Source organism: Nocardia sp. N2S4-5 (assembly GCF_044628355.1).
Taxonomy (GTDB): domain Bacteria; phylum Actinomycetota; class Actinomycetes; order Mycobacteriales; family Mycobacteriaceae; genus Nocardia; species Nocardia wallacei_B.
Genome location: NZ_JBIUPM010000001.1, coordinates 386,994 through 403,523 on the forward strand (window position 1 = coordinate 386,994; position 16,530 = coordinate 403,523).

Below are 16,530 nucleotides of genomic sequence, written 5' to 3' on the forward strand. Positions count from 1 at the left end.
CGCTGGCGCTGCGATGTGTACCCACGGTGCACCAGTGTATGTTCACGCGAAGTTTGCCGCCGAGGCCCGTAGGTGTCCGCTGTCCGGGCAGCTGTCGGCATTCGCGCCGCAAACGGACCGGCCTGCCTCGTACTGTCTCACCGGAAAGCGCTCGGCCGGAACGGAGTATGGATCCGGGCCGGGACGGCGGCCGCCGAAACATGCCGGGAGCAGGCATGACAGCGGGGCGGCCGAGGTGTTCGCCTCGGCCGCCCCGGGTCGGCGGTGAGTTATTCGCGGATCATGCGCCCGCGGTCGTACTCGTGGCCGCCCCACACACCGGACTGACTGGTGGTGGCGGCGAACTCGGCGCACTGCCGCCGGATCGGGCAGGCGGCGCAGACGCTTCGCGCGTAGTCGAAGTCCTGCGACGGGTACGGGAACCACGCGTCGTGATTCGGGTCACCCTTGCAGGCGGCCTCCTCCCAGCTCTGCGAATCCGAGAGCGGGAGCAGATCCACCAGGGTGAATTCCTGCACTGCGTTCGTCATATCGGATCCCCTCCTTTCTCGGGTTTCAGGCGGTGGCGGTCAGGTCCTTCCAGATCCGCCGTTGTCGTTTGGCCATGTCGTTGGGCGCCTTGGGCTCCCACAGCAGCCGCATACCGGCCTCTTCCGGTGTGCGGTCCGCCTTGCGCGTGTTGCACGGCCCGCACGCGGCGATCAGGTTGCTCCACGTGTTCGGACCGCCTCGGCTGCGGGGCCGGATGTGGTCGACGGTGCGAGCCCAGCCGGCGCAGTAACCGCAGCGGTGGTCGTCGCGCCGCAGCACACCGGCGAGGGTGGCCCGGCTGTCGTCGTGCACCAGTATCCGGTGTTCCAGGTAGACGTAGCGCAGCAGCCGAATCGTCTGCGGCAGTGCGATTTCCAGGTGCCGGGACCGGATGGGGAAGTAGGGCTCTCGGTCGGCGACGGTTTCGGCCGTGCCGGTGATGAGCAGTACCACCGCCCGGTCGGCGCTGATGTCGGTGAGCGCCTCGTAGGAGGCGTTGAGCACCAGGACCCCGGCGTGTATCCAGTTGTCGGGCGTGGGGGCCGCGTCGGCGGCACGGCGGAACAGCATGAGCGTCACCAGGTTTCGGCAGGAATCGGGCTACGAATCGGGGGAGGGCAGGTTCAGGCCTGGCTCGGGAGGCGGCCGGGTTCGTGCGAAAGCCGCTGTAGGGCAAAGCTGTTCATCGCCGGGATATCGTCCGGATGCATCGGCCACCTCCTCCTTCCTGGTGTTCGTCGAGTGTCGCGACCCGGTGGGGCCGCTTGATCATCGTCCTCATGGTGACACAGCGTTACCGCCGCTGTCGGGTCATTTTCCGGTCACGGCGACGCGTTGGTCAACGAATGCCCGGCCGTGTTTGTTCCGGTACGGGCGCGACGTCGGCGTGATGGCCGATACGTTGGGGGACAGGCGGTCTGCCGTCAGGTGTCCAACCAGTGCTCGATCTCGTCGAGCCGGGCGACGGCGTGCAGGATCGCGCCGTCGCTGACGTCCAGCAGCCGCCATTCGTAGGGCGAGCGGGGCGCGCGCACCAGGCGGTATCCCGCGCGGGTGGCCCGTACGGTGAGGTCTCGGACGTGGGCCGATGCCGCGTCGGGGCGGATCGTGTGGAGATGTTGTTCGGGCTGAGTCATGAGGTCTTCCCCCGGGGTCGGTTCCGGTATTTCACCGGCGACAAGGAGTCGTCGCGGCGGGCGTCGGCGTCGTTACGGGTGCCGTCACCGCCGATATACACGCTCCGCGCGGGCGGTGGTCACGAGACATATTCCAGCGCAACAGCTTTCGCTGCGTCGAGGTCGTCCGGTGCTGCCTGGCGGGAGGTATGCGGCGGGACTCGATCGCGTAACACTTCCGCGTCATCGTGCCGCACGTTTTGTAACGAAGGGGTGGCTGGGGCACATTCCTCGGAACGGGGTGGTCATCGTCACGGAAACCGGTCGCTCACTTGGTCGGGCGACGGATGCGCTACCCAACGCATGCTCCCCGGCCACGGCACAGTGATGAGCGCGACCAGCAGTGCCGCCAGCGCCGCCCACGCGGCGGCCCCGTGCACCTCCCGCAGCCCGGGCGGATCGACCAGGACCCACCATCCGCTGGGGACCACCCCGCCTCTCGGCGTCGTGAGCAGGGACAGTGTCACGAGCACGGTCCCGATGGCCAGGCCCAGCCCCGACAGCGTGAGCAGCGCCGCTCCCCCCTGCCCGCGCCGCAGTTGCCCTGCCTGCCGGAGCGTACCCACCGCATAGAAGGCGGCGACGCCCGCAACCGTTGCGATGAGCGCCCGTTCGTCGACCGGGAGTGGTTCGAAGCCACCTCGGTAGACGTGTTTCCGCGCGGCGAGCGCGATCAGCAAGGTGGTCACCGACAGAACCGCCGCACACGTTCCGAGCGCGGTGAGAGCGCCGCAGGCCACGGTCACGACGCCGGGCCGCCGCCGCACGGGCCTCGCCACGGCCCGGATCCGCCGAGTCGTCGCGGACGAACAAGCCGCCGCCAGCGCCCCCGCAAGGCACGCCATCGTCATCGCCGCCAGCACGATGCGCACCGCCCGGTACCCCACCGGCCCGGGCGCGGCGTCATAGGTGATCGCGTCACAAATCGAACAGGTCGTATCGAATACGAGCGGGTTCAGCCACGGCAGGATCGCCACGAGCCCGGCCATCGGCACAATCGCCACCCCGAACGCGACGAATGCCGGACCACGGCTGCGAGCCAGCCACCACGCCGAACCCGCAGCCGCCCCCGCGACAACCACCAACGCCATCAAGCTGGCAAGCACCGCGACCCAGAGAAGATCCGCCCCGGCGGCGTGTGCGTCGCCGGGAAACGCCACGCCCGCCCCGAAGATCCTCACCAGCACTACGACGACGACATCGAGCAGCTGCATCACGCCCGCCAGCACGGCCGCGGCGAGCAATAACGCCCCCGGGTGCCGGTTCCGCAATCGGCTGCTGGACGGTTTGCCTACCTCTGTGGCCCCCTCGAGTTGCGGACGCAGACTACTGACCGGGTCCGTTCCGAGTTCGCGACTCGCCTCGGACCCGTCCGCTGATGGACTGCCGTGTCCTCCCGCCATCACTGTGTACCCCCCCAACTTTTCCACGCAGTGGCTTGTACCCCGAGTCTCGATGCCTGTGCCGAAGCGAGCAAGGGTAGAAACACTCGAGCTGGACTGTCAGGTGGGTTCCGCATGCGTGTCGCCGCGCAGGGCGTGAGGCATGCGCGGTACGGGCACGTTCGTTTCATGGCACGGGTGATGTGAAGGGGCTGATTCCGTGGAATGGCGGTGTGGCCGACCTGTGGTTCGGGTCGAGATGCCCCGAAACGCCAGTGGCGGAAGGGTTATCGCACTGTGGAGACGACTTCCCGGGTTGCTTCGGCGAGTAGGGCGTTGTCGGCCTTGGCTTCTGGGGTGCGTTGGTGGGAGAGGAGGGCGATTACGAGAGGGTCGCCTTGGGGGGTCCAGGTGATCGCTACGTCGTTGGCGCCGCCGTTGCTGCCGCCGCCGGTCTTGTCGGCGACGGTCCAGCCGGTGGGGACGCCGGCGCGGATGCGGGTGTCGCCGGTGGTGTTGGCGAGTAGCCACTCCTTCAGTCGGGCGCGTTCGGGTTCGGGGAGTGTGTTGCCCAGCACCAGGTTTCGGTAGTCGGTGGCCAATGCGGCGGGTGTGGTGGTGTCGCGTTCGTCGCCGGGGGAGACGTCGTTCAGTTCCGGTTCCCAGCGGTCGGAGCGGGTGATCGGGTCGCCGATCGAGCGCAGGAATGCCGTCAGTGCGGGTGGGCCGCCGAGGAGCTTCAGGATCTGGTTACCGGCGGTGTTGTCGCTGACCGTGATCGCCGCGTGGCACAGCTCCGAGACGGTCATGCCGGTGTCGACGCGGGTTTCGGTGACCGGTGAGTACTCGACGAGCTCGTCGGCGGAGTAGTGCACGACCTGATCGAAATAGCCTGAGCCGAGCGGATGTTCGTGGAGCAGCGCGCCACAGGCCAGCCCCTTGAACGTCGATGCCATGCCGAACCGCTCATCACGCCGGTACCCCGTCTCCCGCCCGCTGCCGACGTCGATCGCATAGACACCCAGACGAGCAGTGTGCCGATCCTCCAGCGCCGCGAACGCGCCGTCATCCGGAGCCGCAGGCTGTACCACGCTCGAGGAACCGCCCGGGCGCGCCGGTTCCGTCGAGCCACACCCCGCCACCAGGCCCGCGACCGTCACGACCGCCGCTACCCCCGCCCCGAACTTGCTCATCGCCATCCCTACCTTCTACCCGACACCCCCGTCGCCCTCGCACGCGAGACCCGGCCACCAGCGCATGTCACCCGGCTGCCGTCGTCCCTGCGCGCGAGACCTAGCCACTGCCGCGCGCAAGTCATCTGCGGTGCCGGCCGTGCTCAATCTGGCTGTCACCGGGTGGGTCCCCACCTGGCACGTGAGAGCTGCATGGCAGCAATTGCTTTGGGCGGTCCATGTGGGTCAGAGTGCTCGGACGAGGGTTTGGGCGATTCGTTGGATGGTGTTGTCCGGTACCGGACCGGCTTCGGGGCCGTGGGCGTAGTACTCCAGGAAGGCTTGGTGGAAGCAGGCGCCGTCGAGTAGGACGGCGGCGGTTTCGACGTCGGCGTCGGCGCTGACTCGGTTCGAATCCTGTTCCGTGCGTAGGTATTCGGCGATTCGGGTGATTGCGTGGCCGGGTCCGGCGCCGCGGCGGGACATGGCCTCGCGGTGGCCGGCGATGCGGGTGTGCTCGGCCAGCAGGCCGCCGAACAGGGGGAGCGCCTGCTGATAGAAGGCGGTGACGGCGCGGGCGATTCCGGTCAGGTTGTCTTGCACGGTGGCCCGGCCGGGATCGGGCCGCAGGCCCGACAGGTCCGGCATGCGCTCGCGCAGCACGGAGACGATGAGTTCCTCTTTGTCGGCGAAATGCTTGTACAGCGTCGCCTCGGAGTAACCGGCCGCCTTGGCGATCTCCTTGGTGGTGGCGCGCGTGACACCGCTGCGTCGCATGATGTCCGTTGCCGCGTCGAGGATCCGATCCCGCGTGCCCATCCGGCCTCCCGTTTGACAGTAAGCGAATACTCACTCACTCTAGGTGAGTAAATACTTACTCACCTACGGAGGGTGTTATGCGAGTGACGGTTTTCGGGGCCACCGGCGGTACCGGTGGACGGGTGGTGCGGCAGGCGCTGGCGGCGGGGCATGAGGTGACGGCCGTCGTGCGCGGTGAGCACGCCCTGATCGCCCACCGGAATCTGCACGTCGTGACCGCCGACGTGATGGATCCGGCGGCGATCGAGAAGGCCGTCACCGGGGTCGACGCGGTGCTGGACACGATCGGCGCGCGGGAGAAGGGGCCTACGACGGTGGCGGCGGACGCGGCGCGGTCGATCACCGCGGCCATGCGGGCGGCGGGCACACGGCGGTTTCTGATCGTCAGCAACAGCGCCGGGACGCCCGGGCCCGGCGACGAACCGTTCACCCGTTTCGTGGTGAAACCGCTCATGCTGCGACCGCTGCTGCGGCACAGCCTGAGCGAAATGGCACACGCCGAGGCTGTGGTCCGCGCGACGGATCTGGACTGGACCATCGTCCGCGCGCCACAGTTGACCGACAAGCCCGGCCGGGGCACCTACCGCACGGCGGCCGAGCGCAACGTCACCTTCGGCATCCGCATCCCCCGCGACGACCTCGCGACCTGCCTGCTGGCGCTGATCGATGACACCGCGACCCTCCGCACCCACATCACCGTCGCGAGCTGACATGTGCGATTGGCCGGGGTCCACCCATTTGGACGGTGTGGATCCCGGCCAAAAGCGTGCCGGGATAGATGGGTAAACGTGCCGGGTGAGCGGTCGGTCGGGATCGGCTCAGGACGCGATGTGTAGGTCGAAGCCGGTTGTGCCGGGGGATTCTCGGCCGGGTTCCAGGCGCAGGGTGCGGTCGTAGTCGCCGCCGGACTGGGGGCGGTAGGGGATGGGGTCGAGTTTGTCCAGTTGTGAGAGGCGTTCGCGCAGGTTGTCGGCGACTTCCTCGAAGCGGTGGTCGTCCAGGCGGAGGGTGCCGTAGACGGGGAACGGTGGGAGGACGTCCATGCCGGGGTAGTAGAGGATGCCGTGGTTGATGGGGTACAGGAGGTCGTCGAGGCGGCCGTTGATGCCTCGGTCGGAGTAGGAGGGTTCGCGGCCGCCGATCGAGACGACCAGCATGGCGCGCGTCCCGCTGAGTACGCCCGCGCCGTAGCGGGGGATGGCCGTCCCGCCGGCGCCGTAGGCGAAACCGCAGGTGAACACGCGATCCACCCAGCCTTTGAGAATGGCGGGCATCGAGAACCACCACAGCGGGAAATGCAGTAGCACGGCGTCGGCCCACAGGAGTTTCTCCTGCTCGGCACGGATATCGGCTCCAAGGGAACCGGTGTCGTACGCCTCGCCCGAGGCGAGCATGAAGTTGGTCTCCTCGACCTCGCCGAAGTCGTCGGTGTCGGCGTGCGCCTTCCAGCCCATGGCATAGAGGTCGCTGACGGCGACATCGTGCCCATCGGACCGGAGCTGTTGCACCGCAACGTCCTTCAGGGCCCCGGTGAGGGAGTCCGGTTTCGGGTGCGCGTAGACGATCAGGATGTTCACACCCGGGGGCAACGCACTGTCATATCGAAGTATTCCGAAGTGACAGATCGAAATATTCTCCCCAGTGATGGGTAACAATGAGACCCCTGGCGCAATTGTGCTACTACACTACGGAACTCTAAGCCGCGGTGGGTGTCTCGGGGTTGGCGCACGACTCGGCCGTCGGTCCGGTGCTTCTACTTGTCGATCGTGGGGTGTGCCCATGTGGGCTTGGCGTGTCTTGGTTGCGGTGTTACTGCTCGCCGGTGCGCCGGCACTGGTCGCGCGGGCCGACCCGCCCGACCCGAATCCTCCTGCGCCCGGGGCGATCTCGCTACCGCCCAGCTTGTCGATACCCGACCTGCAACAGTGGATCGACTCGGTCGTGCCCCGCCCGGAGATTCCGGCGGCGCCGACCCCGGCGGTCGAATCCGCCGACGCCTCGACCCCGGCGATCACGACCGCGGCGCTCCGGTCGGCGGTGCTGCCCGACGACGTCGGCGATCCGCTGTTCGACGCGTGGCCGGCGCACCTCGCGGCCATGACACCCGGTGACGTCGTCGAGACCAGGGACATCACCCCGGCCGCGGCCTCCTTGCTGACGCTGCCGCTCGCGTCGCCGCCGCGCCAGGTGCTGCAGGTGAAATACCGCACCAGCGATTCACGCGGCGAACCGTCCTTCGCCACCGCCTCCCTGGTGCTCCCGGCCGCGCCGTGGACCGGTCCGGGTGCCCGCCCGGTGCTGGTGAACAATCTCGCCGTCGACGGTCTGGGCCGCCGGTGCACACCCGGATACACGCTGGCACACGGCTATTCGGACACCACCAACTCCGCCGACTTCTTCCCGCCGCTGAGCCAGCTGGCGCTGGTGCGCGGGTACGCGGTGCTGATCCCCGACCACGAGGGCCCGCACATGGCCTACGCCGAGCCGTTCGTCGCCGGGCACGCGGTGCTCGACTCGGTGCGCGCCGCGCGAACACTGCTGCCCGCCGAACTCGGCGACAGCCACTATGTGATGGCCGGGTACTCCGGCGGTGCGATCGCGACCCGGGCCGCCGCCGCGCTGATCGACTCCTACGCACCCGATCTGGCGGGGTCGATCACCGGTGCGGCGGTGGGCGGCGTGCCCGCCGACTTCCGCATGCTCGCCCGGACCATGAACGCCAACCTGGCCTCGGGCGTGTTCATGGCCGCCGTGTTCGGTATCGGGCGTGAGCACCCGGAGATTCTCACCTCCATGAACAACCTCGCGCAGCAGGTGACCATCTCGCCGTTGAAGAACACCTGCATGAACCTGATCGCCGCACCCGGCGCGCTGCTGGCGCCGATCGACATCGCGGCGAACACCCCGGATCCGCTGCACGGCCCGGTGGCCGAGCAGGTATTCCGCGCGACCGATATGGCGGACCTGAAATCCGCTGTGCCCCTGCTGGTCTACAACGGCGCGCACGACATCTGGATCCCCGCGGCCGGTGCCGAACAGCTGTTCCGGCAGCAGTGCGCCCTGGGCGTGGCGGGAATCTATCGCAGCGTGCCGGGCGAACATTTCCTCGCGGGCGACACCGGCTGGCCTGTGCTGATCAGCTGGCTCGACGCGCGGCTGCGCGGCGAACCCGCGCCGAACGAGTGCTGACCGGCACGGTCAGGGCCGGATGCCGTCCCACTGCGTGACGGTGTAGGGACGGTGCCCCGGCGTGCCGTCCCACCGGCTCAGGAGCAGCGTCAGCGAGTCCGGTGACGCGCTGCCGGGATGGATGTAGCCGCCGTAGAGATTGGGCAGCCGCGGCTTGCCCCAGTGCCCGGCGGGCCACGTATTCTTGCCCGCCACTTGCGTTTTGGGTTCCGACCACACCGCGTCGGGCCGTGGCGCCGTGCGGGTGCGGATGCTGTAGTCGCTCGCGTCGAAGTACGACATGCAGTACATGCCGCCGATGAGCTTGACGCTGAATTCCCCGATGTTGTTGCCGGGAGCGAAGATCGAGCTGGGCGCGGCGTCGCGGGTCCAGCCCCAGCGGTCGCCGGTGAATGCCCAGTTCTCCTGCCGGTCGAACGCGCCGTGATAGAAGTCGCGCGGGTCGAACCGGAACAGCTGGATCCGCCCGCCGTCGGCGGCGAAATGGTGACTTCCGTTCCAGGCCTTGGAGAAACAGTATAGGTGACCGTCGGGATCCACCCCGGCGAAGCTCCACATCGTGTACAACGACCCGTTGCTGCCGAGCGCGTCCCCGTTCCAGTGCTGCTCGAAATCCTTCCAGCTCGCACCGTGGTCGTCGGAGTAGGCGATGCCGCCCAGCGCCGAGCCGTCGTTCGGGCTGTCGGGCGGAATCCACTGGTGCACCGAGGTGTACTGGATGAACAGCCGGTCCTGTCCGTCCACCGTCAGGGCGATGGCGTCGTTGGGAATGCGGGTGACCTCGGTGACGCCGAAACCGTTGTCCGCGTTGTGCTGATAGTCGAACGACTGCGCGCAGCGCGGGCCCGCCTGCGCCGCGGTGAATTCGATGGCGGTCGCGCCGCTGCTGTCGAATGCGTCCTGGTATAACACGACCGGCGAACCGATGTGGGTGCCCGACGCGCCCGGACCGTCGAACACGTCGCCGAAGACGTACCCCCAGCCGCCGTCGTGGCGCCGATATGGAATGCCGAGGTCGCCGGAGGCCAGCCCGAACCGGCTCGCCGAGTCGCCCGCATTGTCACAGAGCATGGTCCCCCGTTGGGGCATGGTGGATTTCCTCCCTGCTGCCGGATGCCTCTGTCGAGGATCGCATCCCGGGGTACCCACCGGACAAGACGCGAAATCCCCTGGCAGGTCAACGTCTGCCAGGGGATTGCCGCGGATCGGGTTGTGGCCCAGCGCCGCCGGATCAGTTCTTGGCGGCCAGTGCCTTGGCCTCGCGGCGGCGGCGGTGCAGGATCGGCTCGGTGTAGCCGTTGGGCTGGCGGGTGCCTTCCAGGATCAGCTCCTTGGCGGCCTGGAACGCGACGCTGCCGTTGAAGTCCGGCGCCATCGGCCGGTAGCCCGGGTCACCGGCGTTCTGCCGGTCCACCACGGGCGCCATCCGCTCCAGGCTTTCCACGATCTGCTCGGTGGTGACGACGCCGTGCCGCAGCCAGTTCGCCATCAGCTGGCTCGAGATGCGCAGGGTCGCACGGTCTTCCATGAGCGCCACATCGTTGATGTCGGGCACCTTGGAGCAGCCGACGCCGTGATCGATCCAGCGCACCACGTAGCCGAGGATGGACTGCGAGTTGTTGTCCAGCTCGTTGCGGATCTCCTCGTCCGACCAGTTCGGGTCCGCCGCGAGCGGGATCTCCAGGATCTGGTCGACGGTGGCGCGGACGCCGCCGCGGGCGATCTCGTCCTGCCGCTTGAACACGTCCACCAGGTGGTAGTGGGTGGCGTGCAAGGTGGCCGCGGTCGGCGAGGGCACCCAGGCGGTGGTGGCGCCGGCGCGCGGGTGGCCGATCTTCTGCTCGAGCATGTCGCGCATCAGATCGGGCATCGCCCACATGCCCTTGCCGATCTGCGCCTTGTGCTGCAGGCCGGTGGCCAGGCCGGTGTCGACGTTCCAGTCCTCGTAGGAGGCGATCCACTGCTGCTTCTTCATATCGGCCTTGCGGACCATCGGCCCGGCCTCCATGGAGGTGTGGATCTCGTCGCCGGTGCGGTCCAGGAAGCCGGTGTTGATGAACACCACGCGGTCACGGGCCGCGTCGATGCAGGCCTTCAGGTTGACCGTGGTGCGGCGCTCCTCGTCCATGATGCCGACCTTGAGGGTGTTGCGGGGCAGGCCCAGCACGTCCTCGACGCGGCCGAACAGCTCGTTGGTGAAGGCCACCTCGTCGGGTCCGTGCATCTTCGGCTTCACGATGTAGACCGAACCGGTGCGGGAGTTGGACACCCGGGCCTCGCCGCGCAGGCTGTGGACCGCGATGAGCGAGGTGAACAGGCCGTCGAGAATGCCCTCGGGCACCTCGTTGCCGTCCTTGTCGAGGATGGCGTCGCTGGTCATCAGGTGGCCGACATTGCGGACGAACAGCAGCGAGCGGCCGTGCAGCACCAGATCGGAGCCGTCGAGCGCCTTGTACACGCGGTCGGGGTTCATCGTGCGGGTGAAGGTCTTGCCGCCCTTGCTGACCTCTTCGGCCAGGTCGCCCTTCATCAGGCCGAGCCAGTTGTGGTAGCCGAGCACCTTGTCCTCGGCGTCCACGGCGGCCACCGAGTCCTCGAAGTCCATGATCGTGGTGACCGCGGACTCCAGGACCACGTCCTTGACGCCCGCGTCGTCGGTCTTGCCGATCGGGGATTCCGGGTCGATCTGGATATCGATATGCAGGCCGTTGTGCTTCAGCAGCACCGAGGTCGGCGCGTCGGGCTCGCCGAGGTAGCCGACCAGCGCGGAGGCGTCGGCCAGGCCGATGTCGGTGCCGTCCTCCAGGGTGACCTCGAGTTCGCCGTCGACGATCTTGTAGGCCTTCGAGCCCACGTGCGAGCCGGTGATCAGCGGCACCGCGTCGTCGAGGAAGTTGCGGGCCCACTCGATGACCTTGTCCCCGCGGACCTTGTTGTAGCTCGTGCCCTTCTCCGCGCCGTTGGCCTCGGAGATGGCGTCGGTGCCGTAGAGGGCGTCGTAGAGCGAACCCCAGCGGGCGTTGGCGGCGTTGATCGCGAAGCGCGCGTTCATGACCGGCACCACCAGCTGCGGGCCGGCGGTGGTGGCGATCTCGTCGTCGACGTTCTGCGTGCCGATCGCGAAGTCGGCGGGCGCGGGGCGCAGGTAACCGATCTCGGTGAGGAACTGCTTGTAGGCGGCCTTGTCGTAGCCGGCGCCCGGGTTCTCGGCATGCCAGGCGTCGAGCTTGCCCTGGATCTCGTCGCGCTCGGCCAGCAGGGCGCGGTTGCGTGGGGCCAGATCGTTGATGACGCCCTCGGCACCGGCCCAGAACGCGGCGGAATCTACGCCGGTGCCGGGGAGCGCCTGATTCTCGACGAAGTCGTGGAGAACACTCGCAACCTGAAGCCCGCCGACCTGAATCCGCTCTGTCATCTACTGCCTCATTTCGAGATAGCCGGATCGAAAAAGTACGACTGTCATGTTACTCGGCGGTAATCGCGCCGCCGCAGCCCACCATGCTCGAGCCTTGATCGTAACGGCCGGCGCATTTAATGTACTGAGCGGAACATTTCATGGCGAGAGCAAGGGCGGTGCCTGCGGTGGAGCGGTCGTCGACGGCCAAGGTCGCCGTGGTGCGCCGGCGCGGACGCCCGCCCGCGACGGCGGCGGCGCAGACGCGCGCACGCATCGTGGCGTCGGCCATCGAGTTGTTCGCGGAGAAGGGTTTTCACGGCACCGGCGTCGCCGAGATCGGTGATCGTGCCGATGTGCAGCGCGGGGCGCTCTACTACCACATCGGCTCCAAGGAGGAGCTGCTGTTCCAGATTCTGCGCGACTACATCGAGCGAATGCTCACCGAGGCCCGCGCCATCGCCGACGGGCCCGCCGAGCCGGTCGCCAAGCTGCGTGAGCTGATCCACAGTCACGTCCGGCTCATCGTCGCGCACCGGCGTGAGGTCGCCATCCAGCTGCGCGATGTCGCCGCGCTCACCGGCGAGCGCGCCGACGATCTGCAACTCCTGCGCGACCAGGTGCAGCAGTGCTGGCAGCGGGTGATCGACGCCGGGCACGCGGCGGGCGCACTGCGCACCGCCGACCATGTCGTCACCAACGGCGTGCTCGGGATGTTGAACACGGTGACGTTCTGGTACCGCCCGCACGGCGGGCACTCGCCGGACCAGATCGCCGACATCCTCGCCGCCACCGTCCTCGAGGGAATCACACGCACGAAAGGCTGATCATGGCTTGGGATTTCGAGACCGACCCGGAATATCAGGAGCAGCTCGACTGGGTCGCGGAACTCGTCCGCACCGAGGTGGAGCCGCTCGACCTGCTGCCCGATCTCAACCCGTACGATCGCGCCGACCCGCAGGTCCGGGCGCTGCTGCGGCCGCTGCAGGAACAGGTCAAGGAGCGCGGGCTGTGGGCCTGCCACCTCGGGCCCGAACTGGGCGGGCCAGGCTACGGACAGCTCAAATTGGCGTTGCTGAACGAGGTGCTGGGCACGTCGATGTGGGCCCCGCTCGTCTTCGGTTGTCAGGCACCGGATTCCGGTAATGCGGAAATTCTCGCCCACTTCGGCACGCCGGAGCAGAAGGAGCGGTATCTCCAGCCGCTGCTCGACGGTGAGATCGGCTCCTGCTACGTGATGACCGAGCCCACCGGCGGCTCGGACCCGACCTCGTTCCGCGCCCGCGCGGTGCGCGACGGCGACCACTGGGTCATCAACGGCGAGAAGTGGTTCAACACCGCCGCCGAGCACGCCGCGTTCCACATCGTCATGGTGGTGACCGATCCCGAGGCGCCGCCGCATCAGCGGCTGTCGATGTTCATCGTGCCCGGCGGCACCCCGGGGCTGGAGATCGTGAAGAACTTCGAGGTGCACGGATTCAGCAAGCACGAGGGGCATCTGCGGTTCACCGACGTCCGGGTGCCCGCCGATCATCTGCTCGGCGCCGAGGGCCTCGGCTTCGTGGTGGCCCAGACCCGGCTCGGCGGCGGGCGCGTGCACCACGCCATGCGCACGGTCGCCATGGTGCGCAAGGCTTTCGACATGATGTGCGAGCGCGCGGTGTCGCGACCGATGGGCAAGGGCGTGCTCGGCGGCAAGCAGATGACCCAGGAGCGCATCGCCGACAGCTGGATCGAGATGGAGCAGTTCCGCTTGCTGGTGCTGCGCACCGCCTGGCGCATCGACAAGGAACAGGACTACCGCGCGGTCCGCAAGGACATCGCCGCCATCAAGGTCGCGATGCCCAAGGTGATGCACGATGTCGCCCGCCGCGCCCTGCACCTGCACGGCGCGCTGGGCGTCAGCGAGGACCTGCCCTTCGTCGACATGATGAACTACGCCGAGGTGATGGCGATCGCCGACGGGCCGACCGAGGTCCACAAGATCACCCTCGCCAAGCAGGTCCTCGGCCAGTACGCCCCCGCCGATCCCGTATACCCGAGTGGCTACCGCCCGGCGTTGCGTGAGCAGGCTCGTGACCTGGTGGCTCGCAAACTGGAACACACCGTCGGCAACCTCTGAGACCGTCCGGTTTTTCTCCCCGAACGATGCGGGGGTTGGCGTATTCGCGTCACCCCCGCTGCCCGGCGAGCGGTTCCACTACCCTGGGCGGCGCAAGTGCAAGTCACCTGATGTGAGGAATCGCGATAACAATGGGCAGTACCGCTATCGACGTCGTCAATGTGCTCATCGCACACGCGTACGCCTTCTGGAACTGGGTCGCCACCGGCTCCGCCGGCTTTCCGCCCCTGTAACCCCTCCAGGCCTATAGCCTCCTGGGCTCGTCCGGTCCCGTTCCCCGGAACGGGACCGGACCGCACAACGGCTGTCGTGGCCGGACAACATCCGTGGACGCCGAAATTGTTGTCCGGCCTCGAGAGACGTTGACGGTCCCGGCTAGGGGAGCGGATGAGCGTTGCGCTGGGTCAGCAGCAAGCCCATCAGGCCGCATTCCTGGCTTTGGGCGAAGAGCATGCCGCGGGCGGCTTCCTTGACGGGGCCGGCGGGGATCGCGTGGTCGGCCGCCTGTGCCATCGTGATTCCGCCCTGATGGTGGCGGTACATCAATTGCAGGAACAGGATTTCGGCGGCGGGGCCGCGGGCGGCGGAGAGGGCGTCGAGTTCGGACTGCGACGCCAGCCCCGGCATCGCGGTATCGGTCGCCGCGGACGCGGTCGAATGATGGTGCGCGGCAACGGTATCGGAGTGCGGCGGCATCCAGGCCATCGGGTGCTGCGGCATCGGCGACGCGTTGGCCAGGCGTAGCCAGCCGAGCATGGTGCCGATCTCCACCTGCTGCGTCCGGTCGATCTGCCGCGCCAGCCGCAGCACCGCGGGATCGACGCCCGCGTCCAGCCGCTGCACGATCTGCACGGCCTGCTGGTGATGGGCCGTCATATCCTGGGCGAAGCCGATCTCCGTATCGTTCAACACCGGTGTCGCAGTGTGGTTTTCGGGCATGATCAGGGGGCGGAGGGCCGCGCCGAGAACCAGCAGCAGCACCGCTCCACAGGCGAAGGAGGCGACACGCAGCCAGCGCCGCATCACGAACCCACGATCGACTGCTGGTCCGCCGGTGGCGAATACACCTCGTCGTCGAGTTGCACCACCAGGAAACCGTTGTCGTTGCAGGTGGTCCACAGCTGGTTGCCGTGCCACTCCGGCGGGGCGAAACACCAGTCGGTGGAAACGTCGCCGAAGGCGAGCATGCCGCTGCGCGGCGAAAGCGCCTGCCCCGGATCGAATTTGCCCTCCAGCATGGCGCGGGCGGCCGAGAAGCCCTCCATCGCGGGCGGTCCGATCAGGGACGCCAGCGCGTGCGGCGAATTCCACAGCTCCAGATTCCGGCCGGTCCGGGCGGGCGGATTGAAGTACGCGATCTCGCGGACGTGGAACGGGTCCCGCACGTCGAACACCCGGATCCCCGAGGACTCCCAGCCGCAGGCCAGCGCGGTCGGGTCGTTCGGGCGGTCGGCCGCGCAGTAGTGCGGGTCGTAGGAGAACACCGAGCCGCCCATGGCCGAGGCCATCAGGCTGTCCTGATGTTCGGGCAGGTTGATCTCGAGCTTGATCTTGTTGACCACCTCGGGGCGGGTGTCGTCGGAGATGTCGACGAGTTTCACACCGCCCGAACCGCCCTCGTCGGCGGTGAACAGGTACGGCTTGCCGTCATAGGTGACGGGGATGCTGTGCTGGGTGGCCCAGCCGTCGGTCCAGAACACCCGGCCCAGGTGCGCCACTTGGGGATTCGGATCGCGGCGCTGCACCGCGCCGATGTCGAGCACGGTGAATCCGCCGAGCGCCGACAGGTACAGGCGGTTACCGTCGGCGCTGACGCCGAAGCCGTGTGCCTCGATTCCGGTGAGACCCTGCCAGACGACATGCGGATTCGCGGGGTCGGTGAGGTCGACCGCGCTGACGAAACCGGGCGCGATGCCCGAGGACCAGTAGGTGCGGCCGTCGGGGGAGAAGCCGCCCTCGTGCGTCGTGATCGGCAGCGGCATAGCGAGATCAGAGCCCGGGCCGGGATTGAGCAGGCGCGGGTGGGCGCAGTCGGAGATGTCGTACACCGACAGGTAGCCCGCACCCTCACCGACCGGGACTCCGGTGCCCACCAGTAGTTTTCGCTGCTTGTTGACCTTCAGGCTCTCCCAGGTTCCGGCCAGCATGGCCGGTTCGGTGAGGGTAGCGGTGAGCGTGGGCCGCGCCGGATCCGATACGTCGAGCACCTGCACGCCCTGGGCCGGGCCCAGCAGATTGCCGGGGAACAGCGAACCGGTGTAGGAGCAGTGGTCGAAGGTGGTGGAGGTGATGCCGCCGCCGCGCCCGGCGAAGCCGCCGACCATCGACATGTTGCAGCTGTACCCCTGCGTACTGCGCCCGCTGCTGCGGTCGGCGGCCGGAACATCGCCCTGCAGACCGCTTTCCGGCCGTGAGCCCGGCCCGCAGTCGGCTCGCCCGACCGCCGTCCGGCCGATGTCGAGGAACTGCCGCACCTGACCGGTGATGTCGGATTGCAGATCCGCCGAGGCCCCGCCGAGTGGCAGGGCGGTGGCGGCGAGCAACGCGGCCGCGAGCACCACTATCGGCCTGGATCGCCGAACTCCCAGGAAGCGCCGCATCGCGTCCCCGCCTTCCACGCCGTCCCCACATCTCGCCGAGACGGGGCGCGGTACACCGTACCGCTGGTTACGCCAACGTCGAAACGGTAACGCGTTCGCTGTCTGGTACGGACCATTTCGGCGAAAGTGCCGATGAGAACGCCATT

At 68.1% G+C, this 16,530-nt stretch carries 15 protein-coding genes; 4 read left to right on the plus strand and 11 right to left on the minus strand.

Annotated elements, in window-relative coordinates; genetic code table 11:
• Positions 1-269 precede the first annotated feature (269 nt).
• From ACFMRZ_RS01780 to ACFMRZ_RS01805, 6 genes are all read right to left on the minus strand, one after another.
• A complete protein-coding gene (locus tag ACFMRZ_RS01780) occupies positions 270-530 on the minus strand; it encodes a WhiB family transcriptional regulator (RefSeq protein WP_280275332.1) in 261 nt (86 codons plus the stop codon).
• 25 nt (positions 531-555) lie between these two features.
• The gene (locus tag ACFMRZ_RS01785) at positions 556-1,101 is read right to left on the minus strand and encodes an HNH endonuclease (RefSeq protein WP_400177601.1); all 546 of its coding nucleotides are present in this window, start codon (positions 1,099-1,101) and stop codon (positions 556-558) included.
• A 353-nt stretch (positions 1,102-1,454) separates the two neighbouring features.
• Positions 1,455-1,667 (minus strand): hypothetical protein, encoded by a 213-nt coding sequence (locus ACFMRZ_RS01790; RefSeq protein WP_280361322.1) that lies wholly within the window; start codon positions 1,665-1,667, stop codon positions 1,455-1,457.
• 290 nt (positions 1,668-1,957) lie between these two features.
• Positions 1,958-2,977: a hypothetical protein gene (locus ACFMRZ_RS01795; RefSeq protein WP_400177602.1), complete on the minus strand. Its 1,020-nt coding sequence runs from the start codon at positions 2,975-2,977 to the stop codon at positions 1,958-1,960.
• A 398-nt stretch (positions 2,978-3,375) separates the two neighbouring features.
• A complete protein-coding gene (gene bla, locus ACFMRZ_RS01800) occupies positions 3,376-4,281 on the minus strand; it encodes a class A beta-lactamase (RefSeq protein ID WP_400177603.1) in 906 nt (301 codons plus the stop codon).
• 225 nt (positions 4,282-4,506) lie between these two features.
• Entirely contained in the window at positions 4,507-5,079 is a 573-nt protein-coding gene (locus ACFMRZ_RS01805) for a TetR/AcrR family transcriptional regulator (RefSeq protein ID WP_400177604.1), read from the minus strand.
• A gap of 77 nt (positions 5,080-5,156) precedes the next feature.
• On the opposite strand from ACFMRZ_RS01805, the gene ACFMRZ_RS01810 reads away from it, so the two are divergent.
• On the plus strand, positions 5,157-5,789 hold the full coding sequence (locus ACFMRZ_RS01810; RefSeq protein ID WP_400177605.1) for an NAD(P)-dependent oxidoreductase: 633 nt from the start codon (positions 5,157-5,159) through the stop codon (positions 5,787-5,789).
• Between the two features lie 108 nt (positions 5,790-5,897).
• On the opposite strand, the gene ACFMRZ_RS01815 is transcribed toward ACFMRZ_RS01810, so the two are convergent.
• A complete protein-coding gene (locus ACFMRZ_RS01815) occupies positions 5,898-6,656 on the minus strand; it encodes an NAD(P)H-dependent oxidoreductase (RefSeq protein ID WP_400182750.1) in 759 nt (252 codons plus the stop codon).
• 202 nt (positions 6,657-6,858) lie between these two features.
• Between ACFMRZ_RS01815 and ACFMRZ_RS01820 the strand changes: the two genes are divergently transcribed.
• The gene (locus ACFMRZ_RS01820; protein ID WP_400177606.1) at positions 6,859-8,268 is read left to right on the plus strand and encodes a lipase family protein; all 1,410 of its coding nucleotides are present in this window, start codon (positions 6,859-6,861) and stop codon (positions 8,266-8,268) included.
• 9 nt (positions 8,269-8,277) lie between these two features.
• Here ACFMRZ_RS01820 and ACFMRZ_RS01825 read toward each other — a convergent pair whose 3' ends face one another.
• Together ACFMRZ_RS01825 and ACFMRZ_RS01830 are read right to left on the minus strand one after the other, a co-directional pair.
• The gene (locus ACFMRZ_RS01825) at positions 8,278-9,357 is read right to left on the minus strand and encodes a DUF4185 domain-containing protein (protein WP_400177607.1); all 1,080 of its coding nucleotides are present in this window, start codon (positions 9,355-9,357) and stop codon (positions 8,278-8,280) included.
• A 142-nt stretch (positions 9,358-9,499) separates the two neighbouring features.
• Positions 9,500-11,683, minus strand: a complete 2,184-nt coding sequence (locus ACFMRZ_RS01830; RefSeq protein ID WP_400177608.1) for a malate synthase G — start codon at positions 11,681-11,683, stop codon at positions 9,500-9,502.
• Between the two features lie 140 nt (positions 11,684-11,823).
• On the opposite strand from ACFMRZ_RS01830, the gene ACFMRZ_RS01835 reads away from it, so the two are divergent.
• On the plus strand, positions 11,824-12,489 hold the full coding sequence (locus tag ACFMRZ_RS01835) for a TetR/AcrR family transcriptional regulator (protein WP_400177609.1): 666 nt from the start codon (positions 11,824-11,826) through the stop codon (positions 12,487-12,489).
• 2 nt (positions 12,490-12,491) lie between these two features.
• Complete coding sequence (locus ACFMRZ_RS01840) at positions 12,492-13,784, plus strand: acyl-CoA dehydrogenase family protein (RefSeq protein ID WP_400177610.1); 1,293 nt, start codon at positions 12,492-12,494, stop codon at positions 13,782-13,784.
• A gap of 375 nt (positions 13,785-14,159) precedes the next feature.
• Here ACFMRZ_RS01840 and ACFMRZ_RS01845 read toward each other — a convergent pair whose 3' ends face one another.
• Together ACFMRZ_RS01845 and ACFMRZ_RS01850 are read right to left on the minus strand one after the other, a co-directional pair.
• Complete coding sequence (locus tag ACFMRZ_RS01845; protein WP_400182751.1) at positions 14,160-14,807, minus strand: DUF305 domain-containing protein; 648 nt, start codon at positions 14,805-14,807, stop codon at positions 14,160-14,162.
• Positions 14,807-16,384 (minus strand): LVIVD repeat-containing protein, encoded by a 1,578-nt coding sequence (locus ACFMRZ_RS01850; protein WP_400177611.1) that lies wholly within the window; start codon positions 16,382-16,384, stop codon positions 14,807-14,809. Before ACFMRZ_RS01850 ends, ACFMRZ_RS01845 begins: the two co-directional genes overlap by 1 nt.
• Between the last annotated feature and the right edge of the window lie 146 nt (positions 16,385-16,530).

What these genes read in the sequence shown, in the direction of transcription:
- ACFMRZ_RS01780 (WP_280275332.1), bottom strand. Translation starts at nt 530, where the DNA reads ATGACGAACGCAGTGCAGGAATTCACCCTGGTGGATCTGCTCCCGCTC.
- ACFMRZ_RS01785 (WP_400177601.1), bottom strand. Translation starts at nt 1,101, where the DNA reads ATGCTGTTCCGCCGTGCCGCCGACGCGGCCCCCACGCCCGACAACTGG.
- ACFMRZ_RS01790 (WP_280361322.1), bottom strand. Translation starts at nt 1,667, where the DNA reads ATGACTCAGCCCGAACAACATCTCCACACGATCCGCCCCGACGCGGCA.
- bla (WP_400177603.1), bottom strand. Translation starts at nt 4,281, where the DNA reads ATGAGCAAGTTCGGGGCGGGGGTAGCGGCGGTCGTGACGGTCGCGGGC.
- ACFMRZ_RS01805 (WP_400177604.1), bottom strand. Translation starts at nt 5,079, where the DNA reads ATGGGCACGCGGGATCGGATCCTCGACGCGGCAACGGACATCATGCGA.
- ACFMRZ_RS01810 (WP_400177605.1), top strand. Translation starts at nt 5,157, where the DNA reads ATGCGAGTGACGGTTTTCGGGGCCACCGGCGGTACCGGTGGACGGGTG.
- ACFMRZ_RS01820 (WP_400177606.1), top strand. Translation starts at nt 6,859, where the DNA reads ATGTGGGCTTGGCGTGTCTTGGTTGCGGTGTTACTGCTCGCCGGTGCG.
- ACFMRZ_RS01825 (WP_400177607.1), bottom strand. Translation starts at nt 9,357, where the DNA reads ATGCCCCAACGGGGGACCATGCTCTGTGACAATGCGGGCGACTCGGCG.
- ACFMRZ_RS01830 (WP_400177608.1), bottom strand. Translation starts at nt 11,683, where the DNA reads ATGACAGAGCGGATTCAGGTCGGCGGGCTTCAGGTTGCGAGTGTTCTC.
- ACFMRZ_RS01835 (WP_400177609.1), top strand. Translation starts at nt 11,824, where the DNA reads ATGGCGAGAGCAAGGGCGGTGCCTGCGGTGGAGCGGTCGTCGACGGCC.
- ACFMRZ_RS01840 (WP_400177610.1), top strand. Translation starts at nt 12,492, where the DNA reads ATGGCTTGGGATTTCGAGACCGACCCGGAATATCAGGAGCAGCTCGAC.
- ACFMRZ_RS01845 (WP_400182751.1), bottom strand. Translation starts at nt 14,807, where the DNA reads ATGCGGCGCTGGCTGCGTGTCGCCTCCTTCGCCTGTGGAGCGGTGCTG.
- ACFMRZ_RS01850 (WP_400177611.1), bottom strand. Translation starts at nt 16,384, where the DNA reads ATGCGGCGCTTCCTGGGAGTTCGGCGATCCAGGCCGATAGTGGTGCTC.